At 62.1% G+C, this 22,787-nt stretch carries 20 protein-coding genes; 10 read left to right on the top strand and 10 right to left on the bottom strand.

Translation table 11 applies throughout. The annotated features are described in order from the left end of the window. The first annotated feature begins 467 nt into the window (after positions 1-467). The 4 genes from J3P92_RS24265 to J3P92_RS24250 are packed head-to-tail and all read left to right on the top strand — an operon-like array spanning position 468 to position 3,430. Entirely contained in the window at positions 468-1,133 is a 666-nt protein-coding gene (locus J3P92_RS24265) for an amino acid ABC transporter permease (protein WP_434649327.1), read from the top strand. Next, positions 1,114-1,773 (top strand): amino acid ABC transporter permease, encoded by a 660-nt coding sequence (locus tag J3P92_RS24260; protein ID WP_434649325.1) that lies wholly within the window; start codon positions 1,114-1,116, stop codon positions 1,771-1,773. Before J3P92_RS24265 ends, J3P92_RS24260 begins: the two co-directional genes overlap by 20 nt. Continuing rightward, positions 1,770-2,552: an amino acid ABC transporter ATP-binding protein gene (locus J3P92_RS24255; RefSeq protein ID WP_434649323.1), complete on the top strand. Its 783-nt coding sequence runs from the start codon at positions 1,770-1,772 to the stop codon at positions 2,550-2,552. Before J3P92_RS24260 ends, J3P92_RS24255 begins: the two co-directional genes overlap by 4 nt. Continuing rightward, complete coding sequence (locus J3P92_RS24250; RefSeq protein WP_420766476.1) at positions 2,549-3,430, top strand: transporter substrate-binding domain-containing protein; 882 nt, start codon at positions 2,549-2,551, stop codon at positions 3,428-3,430. Before J3P92_RS24255 ends, J3P92_RS24250 begins: the two co-directional genes overlap by 4 nt. 146 nt (positions 3,431-3,576) lie before the next feature. On the opposite strand, the gene J3P92_RS24245 is transcribed toward J3P92_RS24250, so the two are convergent. Beyond that, positions 3,577-4,737, bottom strand: coding sequence for an AAA family ATPase (locus J3P92_RS24245; protein WP_434649321.1), 1,161 nt, complete (start codon positions 4,735-4,737; stop codon positions 3,577-3,579). 120 nt (positions 4,738-4,857) lie between these two features. Here J3P92_RS24245 and J3P92_RS24240 point away from each other — a divergent pair, with 120 nt between their 5' ends. The 3 genes from J3P92_RS24240 to J3P92_RS24230 are packed head-to-tail and all read left to right on the top strand — an operon-like array spanning position 4,858 to position 10,066. After that, positions 4,858-5,961 (top strand): efflux RND transporter periplasmic adaptor subunit, encoded by a 1,104-nt coding sequence (locus J3P92_RS24240; protein WP_434711760.1) that lies wholly within the window; start codon positions 4,858-4,860, stop codon positions 5,959-5,961. Continuing rightward, positions 5,958-7,022 (top strand): efflux RND transporter periplasmic adaptor subunit, encoded by a 1,065-nt coding sequence (locus tag J3P92_RS24235; protein WP_420766473.1) that lies wholly within the window; start codon positions 5,958-5,960, stop codon positions 7,020-7,022. Before J3P92_RS24240 ends, J3P92_RS24235 begins: the two co-directional genes overlap by 4 nt. Further along, positions 7,019-10,066 (top strand): efflux RND transporter permease subunit, encoded by a 3,048-nt coding sequence (locus J3P92_RS24230; RefSeq protein ID WP_434649317.1) that lies wholly within the window; start codon positions 7,019-7,021, stop codon positions 10,064-10,066. The genes J3P92_RS24235 and J3P92_RS24230 overlap by 4 nt, the downstream gene beginning before the upstream one ends. A 188-nt stretch (positions 10,067-10,254) precedes the next feature. Here J3P92_RS24230 and J3P92_RS24225 read toward each other — a convergent pair whose 3' ends face one another. Beyond that, positions 10,255-12,474 (bottom strand): heavy metal translocating P-type ATPase, encoded by a 2,220-nt coding sequence (locus J3P92_RS24225; RefSeq protein WP_434649315.1) that lies wholly within the window; start codon positions 12,472-12,474, stop codon positions 10,255-10,257. An 85-nt stretch (positions 12,475-12,559) separates the two neighbouring features. Between J3P92_RS24225 and cadR the strand changes: the two genes are divergently transcribed. Further along, a complete protein-coding gene (gene cadR, locus J3P92_RS24220; RefSeq protein ID WP_420766470.1) occupies positions 12,560-13,006 on the top strand; it encodes a Cd(II)/Pb(II)-responsive transcriptional regulator in 447 nt (148 codons plus the stop codon). 124 nt (positions 13,007-13,130) lie between these two features. On the opposite strand, the gene J3P92_RS24215 is transcribed toward cadR, so the two are convergent. The 3 genes from J3P92_RS24215 to J3P92_RS24205 form a co-directional block, all read right to left on the bottom strand. Continuing rightward, positions 13,131-14,102, bottom strand: a complete 972-nt coding sequence (locus tag J3P92_RS24215) for a thymidylate synthase (protein WP_420766469.1) — start codon at positions 14,100-14,102, stop codon at positions 13,131-13,133. 49 nt (positions 14,103-14,151) lie between these two features. Beyond that, on the bottom strand, positions 14,152-14,961 hold the full coding sequence (gene lgt / locus J3P92_RS24210; protein WP_434561254.1) for a prolipoprotein diacylglyceryl transferase: 810 nt from the start codon (positions 14,959-14,961) through the stop codon (positions 14,152-14,154). 68 nt (positions 14,962-15,029) lie between these two features. After that, positions 15,030-15,812 (bottom strand): sulfite exporter TauE/SafE family protein, encoded by a 783-nt coding sequence (locus J3P92_RS24205; RefSeq protein ID WP_420766509.1) that lies wholly within the window; start codon positions 15,810-15,812, stop codon positions 15,030-15,032. A 304-nt stretch (positions 15,813-16,116) separates the two neighbouring features. Here J3P92_RS24205 and J3P92_RS24200 point away from each other — a divergent pair, with 304 nt between their 5' ends. Continuing rightward, the gene (locus J3P92_RS24200; RefSeq protein WP_434649313.1) at positions 16,117-16,863 is read left to right on the top strand and encodes an NRDE family protein; all 747 of its coding nucleotides are present in this window, start codon (positions 16,117-16,119) and stop codon (positions 16,861-16,863) included. A 122-nt stretch (positions 16,864-16,985) separates the two neighbouring features. On the opposite strand, the gene ptsP is transcribed toward J3P92_RS24200, so the two are convergent. After that, on the bottom strand, positions 16,986-19,265 hold the full coding sequence (gene ptsP / locus J3P92_RS24195; RefSeq protein ID WP_420766466.1) for a phosphoenolpyruvate--protein phosphotransferase: 2,280 nt from the start codon (positions 19,263-19,265) through the stop codon (positions 16,986-16,988). Between the two features lie 22 nt (positions 19,266-19,287). Further along, positions 19,288-19,767: an RNA pyrophosphohydrolase gene (locus tag J3P92_RS24190; protein ID WP_003186867.1), complete on the bottom strand. Its 480-nt coding sequence runs from the start codon at positions 19,765-19,767 to the stop codon at positions 19,288-19,290. Between the two features lie 143 nt (positions 19,768-19,910). On the opposite strand from J3P92_RS24190, the gene J3P92_RS24185 reads away from it, so the two are divergent. After that, positions 19,911-20,567 (top strand): HAD family hydrolase, encoded by a 657-nt coding sequence (locus tag J3P92_RS24185; protein WP_420766465.1) that lies wholly within the window; start codon positions 19,911-19,913, stop codon positions 20,565-20,567. 38 nt (positions 20,568-20,605) lie between these two features. Here J3P92_RS24185 and J3P92_RS24180 read toward each other — a convergent pair whose 3' ends face one another. The 3 genes from J3P92_RS24180 to J3P92_RS24170 are packed head-to-tail and all read right to left on the bottom strand — an operon-like array spanning position 20,606 to position 22,755. After that, a complete protein-coding gene (locus J3P92_RS24180; RefSeq protein WP_420766464.1) occupies positions 20,606-21,073 on the bottom strand; it encodes a DUF2269 family protein in 468 nt (155 codons plus the stop codon). Next, positions 21,070-22,326, bottom strand: a complete 1,257-nt coding sequence (locus tag J3P92_RS24175) for an SDR family oxidoreductase (protein ID WP_434649311.1) — start codon at positions 22,324-22,326, stop codon at positions 21,070-21,072. Before J3P92_RS24175 ends, J3P92_RS24180 begins: the two co-directional genes overlap by 4 nt. Positions 22,327-22,341: 15 nt before the next feature. After that, positions 22,342-22,755, bottom strand: coding sequence for a DUF2269 family protein (locus tag J3P92_RS24170; RefSeq protein ID WP_420766462.1), 414 nt, complete (start codon positions 22,753-22,755; stop codon positions 22,342-22,344). Positions 22,756-22,787: the final 32 nt, after the last annotated feature.

Below are 22,787 nucleotides of genomic sequence, written 5' to 3'. Positions count from 1 at the left end.
CGAGGGAGCTTGCTCCCGCTCGGCTGCGCAGCAGTCGCAAAACCCGCTAATGCGATCTGCATGAAGGACGGCTGGGGGCCTGCTACGCAGGCCAGCGGGAGCAAGCTCCCTCGCCACAAGATCAAAGGCGAAAATCAGGCCACTCTGGTCTTCAACGCCCGGCGCAACGCCACCAGCAATTTCAATATGTCCTGCGGTTCCAGTCGCTGCGGCACTTTCACGTCAGCCATTTTTTTCTTCCTTGTAATGGTGTGGGGATGTCGAAAGGATCCTCCCTGCGGCGCAAGGAAAATAGTCGTCTTTGTCCTTTCCGGCAAATCCGAAGATAGTTTTTTGTGTGATATTGGTATGCTTTAACGGTATTTAAATTCTACTTCTTATACCTATAAAGTCAGTGCCTGCGAGCAGTCATCCGCTGCCCATGGACCGCATCACCGCCGCTTACCCAGTGGCGTCCAGGATCTTCAATGAACTTCGATTACGCTTTTATCCTCAGCACCCTCCCGGCGTTTCTCAAGGCTGTGGGCGTGACGCTGCAGGTCGGTCTTATCGCCATCGTAACGTCGCTGCTGGTGGCGCTGGTCAACGCGACGATCCTGGTGCTGCGCACGCCTTATCTGCAACGCCTGGTGGGGTTGTATGTGGAACTGGCCCGCAACACACCGCTGCTTATCCAGCTGTTCTTCGTCTATTTCGCCTTGCCGGTGCTGGGCATCAAGATCTCGGGGTTTGCGGCGGCGATCATCACCATGACCTTCCTGGGCGGCGCCTACCTCACGGAAGTGCTGCGGGCCGGCGTGGATGCTGTGCCCCAGGCGCAACTGGAGTCCGGTCGCTCCATCGGGCTGTCCCACGGGCAATTGCTGCGCTACGTGGTCCTGCCGCAGGCCGGAATCCTCAGCCTGCCGTCACTGTTCGCCAATTTCATTTTCCTGCTGAAGGAGACCACCGTGGTCTCGGCCGTGGCGGTGCCGGAGATTCTCTACACCACCAAAAGCTACATCGCGCTCTACTACAAGACCTACGAAATGCTCGCCGTGCTGACGCTGATCTGCGTGCTGCTGTTTTTGCCGCTGTCGCTGTTGCTCAGCCGTCTGGAAAGGAGGCTCCAGCATGGCCAGTTCGGGTCTTGAGTTGCTGTGGGCGTCGTTGCCGCAACTGGGCGAGGGCGCCGTCCAAACCTTGTCGATTTCCTTTCTGGGAATTGCCTTCAGCACTGTTGGCGGCGTGCTTTATGGCGTGTTGCGGACATTGGGCGTGAAGTGGCTGGACGCCGTCCTGCGGGTCTATCTGGAGCTGTTTCGGGCGATTCCGGTGCTGGTCTGGTTGTACCTGCTGTTTTTCGGTCTGCCGATTTTTTTCGGCCTGAGCATTCCAAGCTTCTGGTGTGCCGTCCTGGTGTTGTCGTTGTGGGGCGCCAGTGAGGTCGGCGAAGTGGTGCGCGGCGCCTTGCATTCGCTGCCGCGGGGCCAACGGGAGGCGGGCTTGTCGATTGGGCTGAACGGGCCGCAACTCTACGGCCATGTGCTGCTGCCGCAAGCGCTCAGGCGCATGACGCCGCCGACCATCAACGTCTACACCCGCATCATCAAGACCAGCTCCCTGGCCGTGCTGATCGGCGTGGTGGACGTGATCAAGGTCGGCCAGCAGATCATCGAGCGTACCTACGAATCCGTGCTGATTTACGGCGCGCTGTTCCTGTTTTTCTTTTTCATCTGCTACCCGCTCTCGGCCGCCTCGCGCGTGTTGGAGCGGCGCTGGACGCAAGCATGAGCGCATTGATCGAGTTCAAGGGTTTCAACAAGTTTTTCGGCGAACAGCAGGTGCTCGACGGCATCGACCTGCACGTGAAGACTGGCGAAGTGATCGTCATCCTCGGCCCCAGCGGTTGCGGCAAAAGTACCTTGCTGCGTTGCCTTAACGGCCTGGAAGTGGCCCACGGTGGCAGCCTGGCATTTGCCGGACGCGAGCTGCTGGACAAAGGCACCGATTGGCGCGAAGTGCGGCAACAGATCGGCATGGTGTTCCAGAGCTACCACTTGTTCCCGCACATGAGCGTGCTCGACAACGTGCTGCTCGGCCCGGTCAAGGTGCAAAAACGCGACCGCCGCGAAGCGCGCGCCCAGGCCGAAGCCCTGCTGGCGCGGGTGGGCCTGCTGGACAAGCGCGATGCCTTCCCGCGCCAGCTCTCTGGCGGCCAGCAGCAACGCATCGCCATCGTGCGTTCGCTGTGCATGAACCCCAAGGTCATGTTGTTCGATGAAGTCACCGCCGCCCTCGATCCGGAAATGGTCAAGGAGGTGCTGGACGTCATCCAGGGCCTGGCTCGCGAAGGCATGACCCTACTGATCGTCACCCACGAAATGGCGTTCGCCCGTGCCGTGGCTGACCGCATTTTGTTCATGGATGCCGGGCGCATCCTTGAACAAAACCCTCCCGAGATTTTCTTTACGAACCCGCAAACCGCACGAGCGCAGCAGTTCCTGGAGAAGTTCTCCTACGTCGCCGCACTACCCAACACGACTCAAACAAAGGAACTGGAACTGTCATGAAAACTGCCAAGTCTTCTCTGCTGCTATTGCCATTGCTCGCTGTTGCGCTGCTGGCCGGCTGCAATAAAACCGAAGAACCGCCGAAGCCGAACACCGCCAGCCAGAGCAGCGCGCCAGCCGGCTACCTGGAAAAAATCAAGGCGCGGGACAAGCTGATCGTCGGCGTCTTTACGGACAAGCCGCCGTTTGGTTTTGTCGACGAGGCGGGGCGGTATGTAGGCTTCGATACCGACATCGGTCGTCGATTTGCCAAGGACCTGCTTGGCGATGAAAACAAGGTCGAGTTTGTGGCGGTCGAGCCGGCGAGCCGGATTCCGTTCCTGCAAAGTGACAAGGTCGACCTGATCCTGGCGAACATGACCGTGACCCCGGAGCGCAAGGAAGCGGTGGAGTTCACCAATCCGAATCTGAAGGTCGCGGTACAGGCGCTGGTGCCGCAGGCCAGCACGGTGAAAAGCCTTGATGACCTGGCGACCCGCACCACCATTGTCACGACCGGTACGACGGCGGATATCTGGCTGACCAAGAATCACCCGGATTGGAAACTGCTCAAGTTCGAGAAAAATTCCGAGTCCTTGCAAGCATTGGCCAACGGCCGTGGCGATGCCTATGCCCAGGACAATCTGGTGCTGTTCAGTTGGGCCAAGCAGAACCCCGGCTATCGGGTGCTTGAGCAGACACTGGGCGCCGAAGCGCCGATCGCACCGGCGGTGAAGAAGGGCAATGTCGAGCTGCGTGATTGGGTCAATGCCGAGTTGGCGAAGCTGGGGGAAGAGAAATACCTGCTCAAGCTGTACGACCAATATGTGCGCAAGGAACTGAGCGATGACACCAAGCCTGAGAGCGTGATTGTCGAGGGGGGTAAGTGGCAGGGGTGATTCTCTGATTGTTGAGGTGACCTTCCGATAGCCATCGCGAGCAAGCTCGCTCCCACAATGGATTTTCATATGCTCACAGTTCTGTGTTCACTGAAGGTTTACTGTGGGAGCGAGCCTGCTCGCGAAGGCGGTCTATCTGGCGCCGACTAGTCCGGCCAATGCCACGCCGGCTCATCCAGCGCGCGCTGCCCGGCAATCCCGGTCTGCCCAAAATCTTTTTCCAGCACGATGCAATTGCAGTCCTCATCCTGTTCCAGCGCGGCAATCAGGCGCGAGGCGTGGGATACGACCCAGACCTGGCAACTGGCCGAAGCGCGGATGATCAAGCGCGCCAGGGCCGGCAACAGGTCGGGGTGCAGGCTGGTTTCCGGTTCGTTGAGCACCATCAGCGACGGCGGTCGCGGTGTGAGCAGCGCGGCCACGAGCAGCAGGTAGCGAAGGGTCCCGTCCGACAGTTCGGCGGCGGTCAGCGGCCGTAGCAGGCCGTGTTGCTGGAACGCGATGGCGAAACGTCCGCCTTGCAACTTGTCGATGTGCAGATGGGCACCGGGGAACGCATCGCCGATGGCCCCATGCAACGCGTCGACGTCACCGATTTCAAGAATGGTCTGGAGGGCTGCGGCCAAATCGCGCCCATCGTGATGCAACACCGGTGTGCGTGTGCCCAGTTGCGGTTGGCGCACCGGGGCGTCGGCGTCGCTGCGAAAGTGATCATAGAAACGCCAGCGGCGGATGAATTCACGCATTTGCAGCACTTCCGGCGAAGCACGCAGGCTGCCGACCTGGTCGAACAGGCTATCGAAGGTCGGGGTGTGCTGGGACAGGACATCCCACGACCGGCCTTCGCGGGCACGGACCATCGGCCCGTTGCGGTCCACCAGCAGGCTGGCCGGTCGGAACACGGGGCCGGCCCAGATGCACTCGCGCTTGATTTCCGGGTCCAGTGAAAACGCCGATCGACTGGGCGCCGGCAGGCCGAGTGCAATCGAATAGCTGAAGTCTTCACCGGCGAATCCCAGGCGCAGGCGCTTGGTGCCCTGACGCACGACCGCCTGCACTGGCACTTCGCCGTTGCGCATGCGCCGGCTGATTTCTTCAGGGCCGGCCCAGAAGGTCGAATCCAGCCCGCCTTCACGGGCCAAGGCATTTACCACTCCGCCCTGCGCCGTCTCCGCCAACAGTCGCAAGGCCCTGTACAGATTGGATTTGCCGCTGCCGTTAGGGCCGGTGATCAAGTTCAACCGACCCAACGGGATGACCAATTTATTGATGGATCGGTAGTTGGCCACCGCCAATGTCTTGAGCATGCATATTTCCTTTGCGTGGTCGCAATCAAGTCTGCCCGATTGCCGTGCATTCGGTGAACCCTGTTCTAAGCTCAGAGTCGTATCGTCACTGGTACGTCGGTACAACGCAAAGGAGTCTGCATGACTGGTCCCGGAATCAAATTGATTGTTGGCTTGGGCGTGTGTGCGTTGTTGACGGGGTGCGGTGATAAGAAACCCGAGGAGAAAGCCTTGCCACAGGTGTTCATACAGCAAGCCACGCCCAGCGAATACGCGGCCTCCGTGACGCTGACCGGCGATGTCCAGGCCCGCGTTCAGGCCGACCTCTCGTTTCGCGTGAGCGGCAAGATCATCGAGCGCAAGGTTGACGTCGGTGACCGGGTCTCGGCCCGGCAAGTGTTGGCCAGGCTCGATCCTCGCGACTTGCAGACCAACGTCGACTCCGCCGAAGCCCAGGTGGCCGCCGAACAGGCGCGGGTCAAGCAGAGCGCCGCCGCCTTCGTGCGCCAGCAAAAGCTCTTGCCCAAAGGCTATACCAGCCAGAGTGAATACGACGCGGCCCAGGCTCAACTGCGCAGTAGCCAGAGCGCGCTGACGGCGGCCCAGGCACAACTGGCCAATGCTCGCGAACAGCTGAGCTACACCGCGCTGATCGCCGAGGCGCCTGGCATCATCACGGCACGCCAGGCGGAAGTCGGCCAGGTGGTCCAGGCCACCGAGCCGATCTTCAGCCTGGCCAGGGACGGTGAACGTGACGCAGTGTTCAACATCTATGAATCTCTGCTGCGCGAACCGCCGTCGGACCCGGCTATCATCATCAGTCTGCTGGACAACCCTGCTATCAAGACCACCGGTACGGTGCGTGAGATCACCCCGGCGGTGTCCGCCGAGACCGGCACCGTGCAGGTCAAGGTCACGCTTCATGACTTGCCTGAAGGCATGCGCCTGGGATCCGTGGTCAGCGCCACGGCCAAGTCCGCCGGAAAGACGGCCGTGGAACTGCCCTGGTCGGCACTGACCAAGAACCTCAGCGAGCCCGCCGTGTGGCTGGTGGACGACGAAGGCAAGGCGCAACTGCATACGGTCACGGTCGGTCGTTACTTGACCGGCAAGGTCATCATCAGCGACGGGCTCAAGGGCGGCGAGAAGGTCATCATTGCCGGCGGGCAGTTGCTCCATCCTGGCGTGCGCGTCGAGGTCGCCGAAAACAACCACGCCAAAGCCCCGACAGGAGCCCAGCCATGAAGCGCTTGTGGATGGTCTTGGCCGGCCTGCTGCTGGCCGCCTGTTCGAAGGAAGAGGCGCCGCCGGAGCCGGTGCGACCGGTGTTGTCCATCGAAGTCCGGGCTTTGGACCAACAGGCGCTGGGACGTTTCGCGGGGAATATCCAGGCGCGTTACGAGACCAACGTGGGGTTCCGGGTGCCGGGCCGCATTGCCAGCCGCAACGTCGATGTCGGCGCCGAGGTGAAGAAGGGCGACCTGCTCGCGACCCTCGATCCCACTGATCAGCAGAACCAATTGCGCGCTGCCCAAGGCGATCTCGCGCGGATCCAGGCGCAGTACATCAATGCCCAGGCCAACGCTCGCCGGCAGCAACAATTATTCGACCGAGGGGTCGGTGCCCAGGCGCAACTGGACATCGCCCAGACGGACCTGAAAACCACCGCGGCGTCCCTGGAGCAGGCCCGGGCCTCGGTGGAGCAAGCCCGCGACCAGCTCAACTACAGCGAGCTGCATACCGACCATGACGCTGTTGTCACGGCCTGGAATGCCGAGGCGGGGCAAGTGGTGACCGCCGGCCAGCAAGTAGTGACCCTGGCCCGACCCGACGTGAAGGAAGCGGTGATCGACCTGCCCGCCGGGCTGGCCGAGCGCCTGCCCGAGGACGTGGTGTTCGAAGTCGCCGCGCAACTGGACCCGGCGACCCGCACCACGGCCATCGTGCGCGAAATCGAGCCCCAGGCCCAGAGCGCCACCCGCACCCGTCGCGCGCGCCTGACGCTGACCGATACTCCACCGGGATTTCGCCTGGGCACGGCGATCAGCGTGACCCTGAGCTCGGCCATCGAGCCACGCATCGAACTGCCTCTCAGCGCCTTGCAAGAGGTTGATGGCAAGTCGCGAATCTGGCTGATCAACCCGCAGGACCAGACGGTTTCGCCACGGGACGTGCAGGTGCTGGAACGGTCGGACGGCTCGGTGTTGGTGGCCAACGGCATCAAGCCCGGCGACCGCGTGGTCAGCGCTGGCGTGAACAGCCTCCAGCCGGGGCAAAAAGTGAAACTCGACGAGGACGCACGATGAAAGGGCCTTTCAACTTATCGGAATGGGCCCTGCGGCATCAGTCGTTCGTGTGGTACCTGATGTTCGTCGCGTTGTTGATGGGCGTGTTTTCGTACCTGAACCTGGGCCGCGAAGAGGACCCCTCGTTCACCATCAAGACCATGGTCATCCAGACGCGCTGGCCTGGCGCGACCCAGGAAGAAACCCTCAAGCAGGTTACGGACCGCATCGAGAAAAAACTCGAAGAGCTCGACTCCCTCGATTATGTGAAGAGCTACACCCGACCCGGGGAATCGACGGTATTCGTCTATCTGCGCGATACCACTGGCGCCGAAGAGATTCCCGAGATCTGGTACCAGGTCCGCAAGAAGATCAACGACATTCGCGGCGATTTCCCGGAAGGCCTCCAAGGGCCGGGATTCAATGACGAGTTCGGTGACGTCTATGGCTCGGTGTACGCCTTCACCGGCGACGGCTTGTCGATGCGTCAGTTGCGCGACTACGTGGAGCAAGTACGTGCCGAGATCCGCGAGGTGCCTGGCCTGGGCAAGGTGGAAATGGTCGGCGAGCAGGACGAAGTGCTGTACCTGAATTTCTCCACCCGCAAACTCGCGGCGCTGGGAATCGACCAGCGCCAAGTGGTGCAGAGCCTGCAATCGCAGAACGCGGTGACCCCGGCCGGTGTGATCGACGCCGGGCCAGAGCGGATTTCCGTGCGCACCTCGGGCCAGTTCCAATCGGAAAAGGACCTGGCCAACGTCAACCTGCGACTCAACGATCGCTTTTATCGACTGGCCGACATCGCCGATATCCGCCGTGGCTACGTCGACCCCGCCACACCGATGTTCCGCTTCAACGGCACGCCGGCCATTGGCTTGGCCATCGCCATGAAGAAGGGCGGCAACATCCAGGAATTCGGCAAGGCCCTGCATGCACGCATGAACGAACTGACCGCCGACCTTCCGGTGGGCGTCGGCGTGCACACGGTGTCGGACCAGGCCGAAGTGGTGGAGGAGGCCGTCGGCGGCTTCACCAGCGCGTTGTTCGAGGCGGTGATCATCGTGCTCGTCGTCAGTTTCATCAGCCTCGGCATCCGGGCGGGGCTGGTGGTGGCCTGCTCGATCCCGCTGGTGTTGGCGATGGTTTTTGTCTTCATGGAATACAGCGGCATCACCATGCAGCGGATCTCCCTCGGCGCGCTGATCATCGCCCTGGGCCTGCTGGTGGACGATGCAATGATCACCGTGGAGATGATGGTCACCCGCTTGGAGAAAGGCGACACCAAGGACCAGGCCGCCACCTTTGCCTATACCTCGACCGCCTTCCCCATGCTCACCGGGACCCTGGTGACCGTGGCCGGTTTCGTGCCCATCGGCCTGAACGCCAGTTCGGCGGGCGAATACACCTTCACCCTGTTCGCCGTGATTGCCGTGGCGATGCTGGTGTCATGGATCGTCGCGGTGCTGTTTGCGCCGGTGATCGGCGTGCACATCCTGAGCACCAACATCAAACCCCACAGCGCCGAGCCGGGGCGCATTGGTCGGGCCTTCAACGGTGGCCTGTTGTGGGCGATGCGCAATCGCTGGTGGGCCATTGGCATCACGGTGTTGCTGTTTGCGTTGGCGGTGTTCTGCATGCGCTTCGTGCAGAACCAGTTCTTCCCGTCCTCGGACCGCCCAGAGATCCTGGTGGACCTCAACCTGCCGCAGAACGCCTCGATGGACGAGACGCGCAGGGCGGTCGATCGCCTGGAAGCGACCCTCAAGGATGACCCGGACATCGCGCGCTGGAGTACTTACATCGGTGAAGGCGCGATTCGTTTCTATCTGCCGCTGGACCAACAGCTTCAAAATCCGTACTACGCGCAATTGGTGATCGTCAGCAAGGGCCTGGAGTCGCGCGCGGCCCTGACCGAACGTCTGCAGAAACGCCTGCGGGAGGATTTCGTCGGCATTGGCAGCTACGTGCAGGCCCTGGAAATGGGCCCGCCGGTGGGCCGTCCGATCCAGTATCGCGTCAGCGGCAAGGACATCGACCAGGTGCGCAAGCACGCCATCGAGCTGGCCACCGAGCTGGACAAGAACTCCCACATCGGCGAAATCATCTACGACTGGAACGAGCCAGGCAAAGTGCTGCGCATCGACATCGCCCAAGACAAGGCGCGGCAACTGGGCTTGTCTTCGGACGATGTCGCCCGGCTGATGAACAGCATCGTCAGCGGCTCGCCGGTGACCCAGGTCAACGACGATATCTACCTGATCGACGTGGTAGGGCGCGCCGAAGACGCCGAGCGCGGCTCGCCGGAAACCCTGCAGAACCTGCAGATCGTTACCCCGAGCGGCACGTCGATTCCATTGCTGGCCTTCGCCACGGTGCGTTACGAGCTGGAGCAGCCGCTGGTGTGGCGTCGCGACCGCAAGCCCACCATCACCATCAAGGCCGCCGTGCGCGATGAAATCCAGCCCACGGACCTGGTGCGGCAACTGCAACCGGACATCGACAAATTCGCCGCCAAATTGCCAGTGGGCTACAAGATCGCCACCGGCGGTACGGTAGAAGAAAGCAGCAAGGCCCAAGGGCCAATCGCCAGCGTTGTGCCGCTGATGCTGTTCTTGATGGCGACGTTCCTCATGATCCAGCTGCACAGCGTGCAGAAGCTGTTTCTGGTGGCGAGCGTCGCGCCGTTGGGCCTGATTGGCGTGGTGCTGGCGCTGGTGCCGACGGGCACGCCCATGGGCTTCGTGGCGATCCTCGGCATCCTAGCGCTGATCGGCATCATCATCCGTAACTCGGTGATCCTGGTGACCCAGATCGATGAGTATGAGCGTGACGGCTACGAGCCGTGGGACGCCGTGGTGGAAGCCACCGAGCATCGGCGCCGGCCGATCCTGCTGACAGCTGCCGCGGCGAGCCTGGGGATGATCCCGATTGCCCGGGAAGTGTTCTGGGGGCCGATGGCCTACGCGATGATCGGCGGCATCATCGTCGCCACGCTGCTGACGCTGCTGTTCCTGCCGGCGTTGTACGTGGCCTGGTACAAGATCCGTGAGCCGAAGCGTGATTGAGCCGCGTCCATGTCGGACGCGGATATCTCAGCCGACACAAAGCGAAACTGTGGGAGCGAGCTTGCTCGCGATAGCGGCGTATCAGTCAACATCATGCAAACTGACCCGACGCTTTCGCGAGCAAGCTCGCTCCCACAGGGGCTTTGTTGTCCATGGCGTCTGTGATTAGTGAAGACCCCTGTGGATGCTTACTTGCGCAACAACCGCAACCCATTGAACACCACCAGCAGACTCACCCCCATGTCGGCAAACACCGCCATCCACATGGTGGCTAACCCGGCGAAGGTGACGCCGAGAAAGATCGCCTTGATGACCAGCGCCAGGATGATGTTCTGCTTCAGGATACTGGACGTCTGCCGCGACAGCCGGATGAATGCCGGAATCTTGCGCAGGTCATCGTCCATCAAGGCCACGTCGGCGGTCTCGATGGCCGTGTCGGTGCCGGCCGCCGCCATGGCGAAACCGATTTCCGAGCGGGCAAGCGCCGGGGCGTCGTTGATGCCGTCGCCGACCATGCCGACGCGGTGGCCTTGGGCGTAGAGACTTTCGATGGCGTGTAGCTTGTCCTCTGGCAGCAGGTCGCCACGGGCCTGATCCATGCCCACCTGCCTGGCGATCGCTTCGGCGGTGTGGGCATTGTCGCCGGTCAGCATCACCGTCTTGATACCCAGGTCATGCAGTTGCCGGATGGCTTCTCGGCTGGAATCCTTGACGGTGTCAGCGACGGCAAACAGTGCCAAGGGTTTTGTGCTGTCGAGCAGCAACACCACGGATTTGCCTTGTTTTTCCAGGGCGAAGAGCTTCTCTTCAAGCTCAGGGGAGCAGAGGCCAAGGTCTTCCACCAGGCGATGATTGCCCAGGTGATACGTCTGGCCACCGATGTCGCCACGGACGCCGCGCCCAGGGAGCGCCGCAAAGTTATCCACAGTCTGCTGCGGCTGTTTTTTATCCACAGCCGCCTCGGCAATCGCCTGGGATACCGGATGGTCTGAGCGCGCCGCGAGGCTGGCGGCCAGGGCCGGGACCGCCGTCTCCAGAGCCGGGTCCAGCAGCACGTAATCGGTCTGTACCGGTTTGCCATGGGTAATCGTGCCGGTCTTGTCCAAAGCCAGATAATCGAGTTTGTGGCCACCCTCAAGGTAAACGCCCCCCTTGACCAATATGCCTTTGCGCGCCGCAGCCGCCAGGCCGCTGACGATGGTCACCGGGGTGGAAATCACCAACGCACAAGGACAGGCCACCACCAGCAGGACCAGTGCGCGGTAGATCCAGTCGAACCAGCTCGCGTCCATGAACAGCGGTGGGATGACCGCCATGGCCAGGGCCAGGGCAAACACCGCCGGGGTGTAGATTTTCGAGAATTGATCAACGAAACGCTGGGTCGGCGCCCGGGAACCCTGGGCTTGCTCCACGGCGTGAATGATCCGCGCCAGGGTGGACTGGTCGGCGACGGCGGTCACGGTGTATTCCAGCTCGCCGGCCTGGTTGATCGTGCCGGCGAACACTTTGTCGCCCACGGTTTTTTCCACCGGCAGGCTTTCACCGGTAATGGGTGCCTGATCGATGGTCGAGCGTCCAGCGACCACGTCACCGTCCAGCCCAACCCGCTCGCCAGGACGAACCCGCACCCTTGCGCCGAGGGCGATGGTTTTTACGTCCTCTACCTGCCACGTGCCGTCGGCCTGTTGCACCGTGGCTTGCTCCGGCGCCATTTGCATCAGGCCGCTGATGGCGTTGCGCGCCCGGTCGAGGGATTTCGCCTCGATCAGCTCGGCCACGGTAAACAGGAACATCACCATCGCCGCTTCCGGCCATTGGCCGATGAGCACGGCGCCGGTCACGGCAATGCTCATCAAGGCGTTGATGTTCAAGTTGAGGTTTTTCAGGGCAATCCAGCCCTTCTTGTAGGTGCCGAGGCCGCCGCTGAGAATCGAGACCAATGCAACCAGCGCCACCACCCAGTTCGGCGCGGCATTGGTGAAATGAATCACCTCGGCAGCCAGTGCCGTGACGCCGGACAACGCCAGCGGCCACCAGGGCTTCGCTGGGGCAGGCAGGTTGGCGGTGGGTCTTTCCTGGCCATCGGACAACAGCTCCGCCTGCATTCCAAGGGACTCGATAGCCTTGACGATCGGGGCGTCGCTGGGCAGGTCATGGGTCACGCCCAATACCCGGTTGATCAGGTTGAATTCCAGCTGATGCACGCCTTCGAGCTTGCCGAGTTTGTTCTGGATCAGCGTTTGCTCGGTGGGGCAATCCATGGCTTGGATGCGAAAGCTGCTCAGCCGCGCACCGTCCGTCGGTGTTTTGCCGAGGTTGACCACCGACGGTGCTGCTTTCGCAGCACAGCAGGAATGCCCGTGGCCGTGGCCGTGGTCGGGGTTATGAAGGTGAAGGGAATCGCTCATTGGGGACGTCCATGAAAAGTACCTGTTGCGCAGTAAAGACCCTGTAGCCACTATAGGGTCAAGCACCTATTTCGGAGGCTGCATCATGAAAATCGGAGAACTGGCGAAAATCACCGACTGCCAGGTGGAAACCATCCGCTACTACGAACGTGAGGGCCTGTTGCCGGAGCCGGCCCGCAGCGACGGCAATTACCGCGTCTACACCCAGGCCCATGCCGAGCGGCTGACGTTCATCCGCAACTGCCGCACCTTGGACATGACCCTGGAAGAAATCCGCAGCCTCCTGGCCCTGCGCGACAGCCCCCAGGACCAGTGCGAAAGCGTCAATGCACTGATCGACGAGCACATCCATCACGTCAAGGCCCGCATCGATGGCCTGATGGCGTTGCAGGCACAACTGATCGACCTGCGCCATCGCTGTGGCGAAGGGCCGGATCTGGACCAATGTGGGATTTTGCAGCGGCTGGAAGTGAGCGGGGCGGTAGCGCCGGATGTGGAGCATTCCCATGTAGGCAGGAGCCATGGGCATTGAGCGGCAAGGAAAACCAATGTGGGAGCGAGCCTGCTCGCGATAGCGGTGGATCAGTCACTTAAATATTGAATGTGAGGACGCTATCGCGAGCAGGCTCGCTCCCAACAGGGAAGGGTGCTGTTTTTTAGACCGCCATCGGCGCGGTCATCGGAGCATGGTGCTGGTAGCCTTCCAGGGAAAAATCGCTTGGCTCCACCTGTTCCAGCCACTCCGGCTGGTACACGCCGGTTTTGGCAAATTCCGGCACGCGCTCGGAAATCACCAGCTTGGGCATCGGGAACGGCTCGCGGGTGAGCTGTTCGTTGAGCATGTCCAGGTGGTTTTCGTAGACGTGGGCATCGCCGATGAAATAGGTGAACCAGCGCGGCGTGTAGCCGGTCAGGCGACCGATCAGGCTCAGCAGCGCGGCGCCCTCGGTGAGGTTGAATGGCGTGCCCAGGCCCAGGTCGTTGGAGCGGATGTAGAGGGTCAGGGAGATTTCCTTCGTCTCGACATTCGGGTGGAACTGGTAGAGCAGATGGCACGGCGGCAATGCCATTTCATCGAGCTGGGCGCAGTTCCAGCCGTGGAACAGGATGCGCCGGCTGCCTGGGTCCTTGATGATGGTGTCGACGCACTGGCGAACCTGGTCGATGGCTTTGTACAGCACCACGTAGGCCTGGCCGTTTTCTTCGCCCTCGGCGATCTGGCGGTAACCCTGGACGAGCGTCTGCTCGATGGCCGCAGGGTTGCTCAGGGGGATCTGTTTGTACGCCGGCCATTTGCGCCATTGCACGCCGTAGATCTCGCCCAGGTCGTCTTCGCCCTGGCGGAATGGGTTGGCCAGCCATTGGGCGTTTTCGTTGGCGTTCTGGTCCCAGACCTTGCAGCCCAGGGCGCGGAACTCGGCGGCGTTGTTCACGCCACGGAGGAAACCGCACATCTCGCCAATGGCCGATTTGAAGGCCATCTTGCGGGTGGTGATGGCGGGAAAGCCTTCCTTCAGATCATAGCGCAGCATGGCGCCAGGGAAGCTGATGGTGTTCACGCCGGTGCGGTTGGCTTGCTTGGTGCCGTTCTTGATGACGTGGGCCACCAGATCGAGATATTGCTTCATGGATTACCTGTGTCCTTGAACCCGAGGCCGTGCCCCGGGGTTCGAATTTTTAAACCTTGGCCACTGCAGCCGGCGCGCGACGATAGGCCAGCCAGATCAGCGCCAGACCGCCAATGATCATCGGCAGGCACAGCACCTGGCCCATGGTCAGCCAGTTCCACGCCAGATAGCCGAGCTGGGCGTCCGGGACGCGGACGAACTCGACGATGAAGCGAAAGATGCCATAGAACAGCGCGAACATGCCCGACACCGCCATGGTTGGTCGCGGCTTGCGCGAAAACAGCCAGAGAATCAGGAAGAGTGCCACGCCTTCGAGGGCGAATTGATAGAGCTGCGACGGGTGGCGCGGCAACTGCGACGGGTCACTGAACGGTGGGAAGACCATCGCCCACGGTACGTCGGTCGGCTTGCCCCACAGCTCGGCATTGATGAAGTTGCCGATGCGCCCGGCCCCCAGACCGATCGGTACCATCGGCGCGACGAAGTCCATCAGCTCGAAAAACGATTTGTTGTTGCGCTTGCCAAACCACAGCGCCGCCAGCATCACGCCGATGAACCCACCGTGGAATGACATGCCGCCCTTCCAGACTTCGAATATCAACGTCGGGTTGGCCAGATAGGCGCTCAGGTCGTAGAACAGGACGTAGCCCAGGCGTCCGCCGACGATCACCCCCATGGACAACCAGAACACCAGGTCGGAGAGCTTTTCCTTGTTCCAGGTCGGGTCGAAGCGGTTGAGCCGCCGCGACGCCAGCAGCCAGGCGCCACCGATACCGATCAGGTACATCAGGCCGTACCAGTGGATTTTCAGTGGACCGATGGCCAGGGCCACCGGATCGATCTGCGGGTAAGGCAGCATGGGCATTCCTCATGAACGTCAAAAATTCCCGGGCGACGCTGCCACCTCGGGATTAAGCCAGGATTGTGTCAGAGCAGGAAACTCAAGCCCACGCTGAACAGCAAGGCGGCGAACAGCCGCTTGAGCAAGCGCGGCGACAAACGGTGGGCCAACCTCGCGCCGACGCGAGCGAAGACCATGCTCGTCAGGGCGATGCCCAGCAGCGCCGGCAAATACACAAAACCGAGACTATGGGGTGGCAACAGTGGATCCTGCCACCCCAGAATCATGAAACTTAACGCACTGACCAGGGCGATGGGCAATCCACAGGCCGAAGAAGTCGCCACCGCTTGTTGCATCGGTACGCTGCGCCAGGTCAGGAACGGTACGGTCAGCGAACCGCCACCGATGCCAAAAATCGCCGAGGCCCAGCCGACCACCGTGCCGGCCAGGGACAAGCCAACCTTGCCCGGTACCGTGCGGCTGGCCTTTGGCTTGAAATCCAAGGCCAGTTGCGCGGCGACGAGCATGGCGAACACACCAATGATTTTTTGCAGGTGCGGACCGGAAATCGCTTCGGCGGTGATCGCGCCGAAACCGGCACCGATCAGGATCCCGACGGTCATCCAGGTAAAGATCTGCCAGCGTACGGCCCCTTTTCGATGATGCTCGCGCACGGCATTCACCGAAGTGAAGATGATCGACGCCAGGGAAGTGCCCACGGCCAGGTGCGTCAATACCTGGGGATCGAACCCCTGCAGGGTAAAACTGAACACCAACACCGGGACGATGATCATGCCGCCCCCCACGCCGAACAGCCCGGCCAGCACCCCGGCACAGGCGCCGAGCAGCAGATAGAGCACAAATTCCACCAGCGTTGCCTCGACCATCGCAAATAAGAGCGGCATGGTAACGGATCGAGGGCATCCGGCTCCACTGAAGGCGATGGATGCGTCAGTGATGTATGGGTAGAGTGACCCATAGCTGACTTGCGCAGAATCTCTGTGGCGAGGGGATTTATCCCCGCTGGGCTGCGAAGCGGCCCCACAACGGTCAACTCAATCAGCCTGGCACACCGAGATGTCAGGCTTTTAGGGCTGCTTCGCAGCCCAGCGGGGATAAATCCCCTCGCCACAAAAACGCTGCTCGGTTTTATTCCTATAACAGGACCACCTGATGTGCCTGATCGTATTTGCCTGGCGTCCCGGCCACGCCCAGCCGCTGATCGTCGCGGCCAACCGCGACGAGTTCTACGCGCGACCGACCTTGCCCCTGGCCCAGTGGCCCGACGCGCCCCATGTCCATGCCGGTCGTGACCTGGAGGCTGGCGGCACCTGGCTTGGCGTAGGTGCCGGTGCTCGCTTCGCGGCCCTGACCAACATCCGCGACCCCGGTCAGCTACCAGCATTCAAGTCTCGCGGCGAGCTGGTGGCGCGGTTCCTGATCGGGGATCTGTCGATCGCTGATTATCTAAGCGACGTGGTGCCGCGTGCCGGCGAGTACGGCGGCTTCAACCTGCTGCTTGGCGACGGCACGCAGCTGTGGCACTACAACGCACGCGATGCCCGACCTCAGCAGTTGGCTGAAGGGGTCTATGGCTTGTCGAACGCTGGGCTGAACACGCCTTGGCCCAAGTTGCTCAAGGCCCGGGCTGCGTTGAGTGAGGTATTGCATGACCCGCACCCCCAGGCCTTGCTGGCGCTGTTGAGCGATCCGCAACCGGCCCCAGTGGCCGAGTTGCCGGACACTGGTGTGGGGCTGGCGACGGAAATGCTGCTGTCGAGTGTCTTTATCGCCAGCCCGGCCTACGGGACGCGGGCGAGCACGGCGCTGATCGTCCATGCCGATGGAACGCGGCAGATGGTCGAGCGCAGTTTCGGGCCCCATGGGGGGCATTTGAGAGAGGTGGAGCTAATCGTTTGAATGCAGCAAGGAACCCGTGGCGAGGGAGCTTGCTCCCGCTGGTGGGCGAAGCCCGCCCAATAAAAGCGGGGGCTACTTCGTAGCCCAGCGGGAGCAAGCTCCCTCGCCACAGGTGCTCGTGCCTAGAGGGTCTTGCTCGAAGCCGGATTGATCATCCGCGCCAACCCAAGGTTCTTCAGCGCCAACTGCAAGGAGCTGTGGATCACCTGCGGATTGTCGATGGTCATCAGCTCCGCCAGCAGTTCCTGGGCCTTGCTGAGGTTGATCTGGCGCAGCATCCACTTCACTTTCGGCAGGTTGGTGGCGTTCATCGACAGGCTGTCGAAGCCCATCGCCATCAGCAGCACCGCCGCCGCCGGGTCGCCGGCCATTTCGCCGCAGATGCTCACCGGCTTGCCTTCTGCATGGGCATCACGGACCACTGTCTGCAGGGCCTGCAGCACCGCCGGGTGCAGGTAGTCGTACAGGTCGGCCACCCGAGGGTTGTTGCGGTCCACGGCCAGCAAATACTGGGTCAGGTCGTTGGAGCCTACCGACAGGAAGTCCACCTGCCGCGCCAGTTCCTTGGTCTGGTACACCGCCGCCGGAATTTCGATCATTACCCCGACGGGTGGCATCGGCACGTCGGTGCCTTCATCGCGCACTTCGCCCCAGGCCCGGTGAATCAGGTGCAGCGCTTCTTCCAGCTCATGGGTGCCGGAAATCATCGGCAACAGGATGCGCAGGTTGTTCAGGCCTTCGCTGGCCTTGAGCATCGCGCGGGCCTGGACCAGGAAGATTTCCGGGTGGTCGAGCGTCACGCGAATGCCGCGCCAGCCGAGGAAGGGGTTGTCTTCCTTGATCGGGAAATAGGACAGGGATTTGTCGCCGCCAATGTCCAGGCTGCGCATGGTCACCGGCTGCGGATGGAACGCCGACAGTTGCTCGCGGTAGATCGCCAGCTGTTCCTTTTCGCTGGGGAAGCGCTGGTTGATCATGAACGGCACTTCGGTGCGATACAGGCCCACGCCCTCGGCGCCACGTTTCTGCGCCCGGGCGACATCGGCCAGCAGGCCGGTATTGACCCACAGCGGCATGCGGTGGCCGTCGAGCGTCACGCACGGCAGGTCCTTCAGCGCATCGAGTCCCAGGGACAGTTGCTTTTCTTCTTCCACCACGTCGGCGAACTGCTTGCGCAGCACGTCGCTGGGGTTGGTGTAGACCTCGCCGTGGTAGCCGTCGACGATCATCTGGATGCCGTCGACTTTGGAGTACGGCAGGTCCACCACGCCCATGACCGTCGGGATGCCCATCGCCCTGGCCAGGATCGCCACGTGGGAGTTGCCCGAACCGAGCACCGAGACCAGGCCCGCCAGCTTGCCCTCCGGCACTTCGCCGAGCATCGCCGGGGTCAACTCCTCGCTCACCAGGATGGTGTTGTCGGGATAGACCAGGGTCTGCTGGCGCTCTTGCTGCAAATAAGCCAGCAGCCGGCGACCCAGGTCCTTGACGTCGGAGGCGCGCTCGCGCAGGTAGGCGTCGTCCATCAACTCGAAACGATTGACGTGGTCGGTCACCACCTGGCGCAACGCGCCCTGGGCCCATTGGCCGGTCTTGATGACCGTGGTGACTTCGCTGCCCAGGGACGCATCGTCAAGCATCATCAGGTAAACGTCGAACAGCGCGCGCTCTTCGGGGCGCAACTGCGTAGCCAGCTTGGCCGAAAGGGCACGCATGTCGGCCCGCACGCCTTCGATGGCGGTCTTGAACAAACCGAGCTCGGCGTCGATGTCGGCGATGGCCTTGTCAGGCACCACATCGAGGTCGGCGGGCGGCAACATGACCACTGCGGTGCCCACCGCCGCGCCCGGGGAACCTGGCACGCCGACGAACTTGGCTTCCTGGATGCCCTTGCCCTGGCGGCCAAGGCCGCTGATCGAACCGGTGGCCTCGGCATGGGCGATAACCCCGGCCAACTGCGCACTCATGGTGACGAGGAAGGCTTCTTCACCCTCATCGAACTGGCGGCGCTCTTTCTGCTGGATGACCAACACGCCGACGACGCGGCGGTGGTGAATGATCGGCGCGCCGAGGAAAGAGGCATAGCGCTCTTCACCCGTTTCCGCGAAGTAGCGGTAGCGCGGGTGGTCCGCGGCGTTTTCAAGGTTCAGGGGTTCTTCCCGCGTGCCGACCAGGCCGACCAGGCCTTCATTGGGCGCCATGCTGACCTTGCCGATGGAGCGCTTGTTCAAGCCCTCGGTGGCCATGAGCACAAAACGGTTGGTCTCGGGGTCAAGCAGGTAGACCGAGCAGACTTGGCTGCCCATGGCCTCTTTGACGCGCAATACAATAATGCCCAACGCCGCCTTGAGATCCTTGGCGGCGTTAACTTCCTGGACGATCTTGCGCAGCGTATTGAGCATGGCTCGGGGTCGAACTCCGTCGTCAGTCGCGCGTCAGCAGGCGCGGGGCAAGCTCTTTGAGAGCGCGTCGATACACCTCGCGCTTGAATGTCACCACCTGGCCCAACGGATACCAATAACTGACCCAGCGCCAGCCATCGAACTCCGGTTTACCGGTCAAATCCATCCGCACCCGCTGCTCATTGGAGATCAGGCGCAGGAGAAACCATTTCTGCTTCTGGCCGATGCACAGTGGTTGGCTGTGCGTCCTGACCAGGCGTTGCGGCAAACGATAGCGCAACCAGCCTCGGGTGCAGGCGAGTATTTCGACATCTTCGCGCTCCAGCCCGACTTCTTCATTCAACTCACGGTACAAAGCTTCTTCCGGCGTCTCCTGGGGGTTGATCCCACCCTGGGGAAACTGCCAGGCGTCTTGATTGATACGGCGTGCCCATAGCACCTGCCCAGCATCATTCGTAAGAATGATCCCCACATTGGGACGGAAACCATCGGGATCGATCACGGCAACAACCTCGCAAACGCATGTCGCCGCATTGTTCCACAAAGGTTGTGAAAGCAGCAACGAGACTGCCGAGCTTATGTGCACTCTTGTGAAAAGTACGTATTCTGGGCGCCTTTCTTCAGATATTTCAGCGAGTAACTGCAATGCGGCTGGCTTTATTCGACTTGGACAACACGCTGCTGGGCGGTGACAGCGATCACGCCTGGGGCGATTACCTGTGCGAACGCGGCTTCCTCGATGCCGTGAGCTACAAGGCACGCAACGATGAGTTCTACCAGGACTACCTGGCGGGTAAGCTCGACAACGCCGCGTACCTGAATTTTTGCCTGGAAATCCTGGGTCGTACCGAGATGGAAGTGCTGGCACAGTGGCACCTCGATTACATGCGCGACTGCATCGAACCTATCGTATTGCCCCAAGCGATCGCGCTGTTGAAGAAACACCGTGACGCCGGCGACAAACTGGTGATCATCACCGCCACCAATCGCTTCGTCACCGCGCCGATCGCCGAGCGACTCGGAGTAGAAACCCTGATCGCCACCGAATGCGAGATGATCGATGGCCGTTACAGTGGCCGCAGCACCGACATTCCCTGCTTTCGCGAGGGCAAGGTGACCCGGTTGAACCGTTGGCTGGAAGAGACTGGGTATTGCCTCGACGATAGCTACTTTTATAGCGATTCGATGAACGACCTGCCGCTGCTGGAAGCGGTGACGCATCCGGTGGCGGTCGACCCGGACCCGAACCTTCGGGCCGAGGCCCAGAAGCGTGGTTGGCCGGTCATCAGTCTGCGCGACTGATCTCACTGCCGCCCGCCGGGCAAACACCGGCGGGCCGCTTACGCGGGCTTGGCTACCATCAGGTAGAAAATCGCCATGAATGCCAGGAACGCCGGCCAGCCCAGCGCAAACCACCAGCGCATGTAGGTGGCGGCCTTGATTGGCATGGGTGTGCCGTCCCGCAAGGCTTGCTCGGCCATCTTGTGTACGCGGATCTGCAACCAGACCACTGGCAGCCAGCAGGCGCCCGCCAGGCAATAAAGGCCGATGCTCCACACCAACCAGCTCTGTTGCAATTGCCAGCCGGCGATGTGCATCAGGGCCAGTCCGCTCAGTGGCTGAAATACGGCGGTGGTGGCGGTGAATGCCCAATCGGCGAAAACCAGATGCTTGAAGGTGACCGCGATGACTTCAACCTTGCCGCTGCGCCAGGCCCGGAGCGCGTAGTAGGCAGACCCCGCGCCCAGGCCGAACAGGATGGTAGAAGACAGGATGTGCAGGGTCTTCAACAGCAGGTAGATGCTCATCGGCGGGGCTCAGTCCAAAGCAACCATAACGTCGCGACTACCAATACCAGATTCTTGGCGACAGCCGCAAAAGGGTCGAACCAATAGTGCGGCAGGATAAAGCTGATGCATAGCGTATAGCCGAGCATCAGACCCAACTGCAGCCGCAATGCCTGTTGGCGCCAGCGTTTGAACAGCATGCCCACGCCCAGCGCGCCATCAAGCAGCGCGCCGCTGACGACCGCAAGCTTGGCCCAGGCGCCGTACACGCCGGCTTCGGCCATGATGCGCAGGCCCCAGTCGAAGCCTGGGCCGAGGCATACCACGGCGGTTCCCAGCCAGATGAGTGCGAGCACCGCCAGCATCAACGGGCGGATCGCCCGAAGGCTGCTCTGGGCGACGGCGGGCCACCCCTGCAAGCGGGTCTGTACGGGGGCGGCGTGATATCCGCAGATTGACGCGAGCACCTCGGGGTCGGCCAGGTTGTCCCGTTGTGCCAGGGCCACGCTTTGCCGGTTCAACGCTCGCCAGCCGAACCGGTCCCCCATCCGGCTGCCCACTTCGGTCAACAGCGCAGGCGCCTTGATGTAGCGTGCCGGCTCCCAGCCCTGCCCGGCTCGCAAATGATCGATGAGCCGGGCCAGCGTCATCGGCTGGGGTCCCACCAGCGGCACCACCACCGACTCGGTTGGCCATTGCCGCAGCAGGGCGAGCACCGCGCCCGTCAGGTCATCGATATGCACGGGTTGGATGCGCGCCGTCAGATCCAGCAAGGGAATCAGTGGCCACGGTGAAAGGCCCTCCATCCAGCCACTGCTCGCGCCGCCTGGCCCCACCACCAACGAAGGCCGCAGCACAACCGATGGGATGTGGAGGCTGGACAGATATTCGTCAGCCCGTCCCTTGCTTGCCAGGAACGGCACGTCGGATTGAGCGCTCGCGCCCAGCGCGGAAATCTGCAAGATGCGAACGCCACGGCGTGCGGCCTGCTCGAACAACGCGCACGCGCCACGATCCTGGACCAGACTCAGCGCCTGGGCATCCACGCTGAGCAAGCCGGCCGCGTTGATCAGCAAATCAACGTCCGTAGGGAGGACGAAATGTGCCGGGTCGGCCGACAATACGCCGAGATCCAGCTGCCGCCATTCAACCCCAGGCGAACTCGGCGGCCCGGGTTCACGACGGGTCGCGATGATCGAGTGGCCGGCGCCGTGCAGCGCCCTCAGCAGGTGGCGTCCAATAAAGCCGCTGCCTCCCACCAGTAGGATTTTCATGACGTTCCTTGTCGGTTAGATCGGTTTGGCACCCATCAATGCGGCGATGGACAGGAAGCCGACGCCACCGATGATCGCCAATGCCAGGGTAAACCTGCCGCCGCCACCGTTGCCCATGCGCAGGCGGTTGAGCCGTGCCAGCAGCCAGAAAACGCAAAGCGCCGCCACGGTGTAGATCACGCTGGAACCCAGCAGCCAGGTTTGCCCCAGCGGCCAGCCCACCAGATGAACCAGCCACCAGCCGGTAAACGGCATGCTCAGCATGCACACCAGCATCGTGCCCCACGCCAGCAGCCAAGGGCGCCGCAGCGTGCAGCTTGGTGCCTCGCTGCGTTTGCGCCAGGCCACAACGGCTAGGCTTGCAGCGCAAGCCAGAAGCAAGACCGTGGCCGCGACGTGCAGGATTTTCAAGGTCAGCAGAGTTTCCATGGGGTTTCCTTAGGCTGGTGTCCTTCAGCGTA

The organism is Pseudomonas sp. D3-27, from assembly GCF_051132165.1.
Taxonomy (GTDB): domain Bacteria; phylum Pseudomonadota; class Gammaproteobacteria; order Pseudomonadales; family Pseudomonadaceae; genus Aquipseudomonas.
This window is presented reverse-complemented; position numbering and strand designations above follow the sequence as displayed.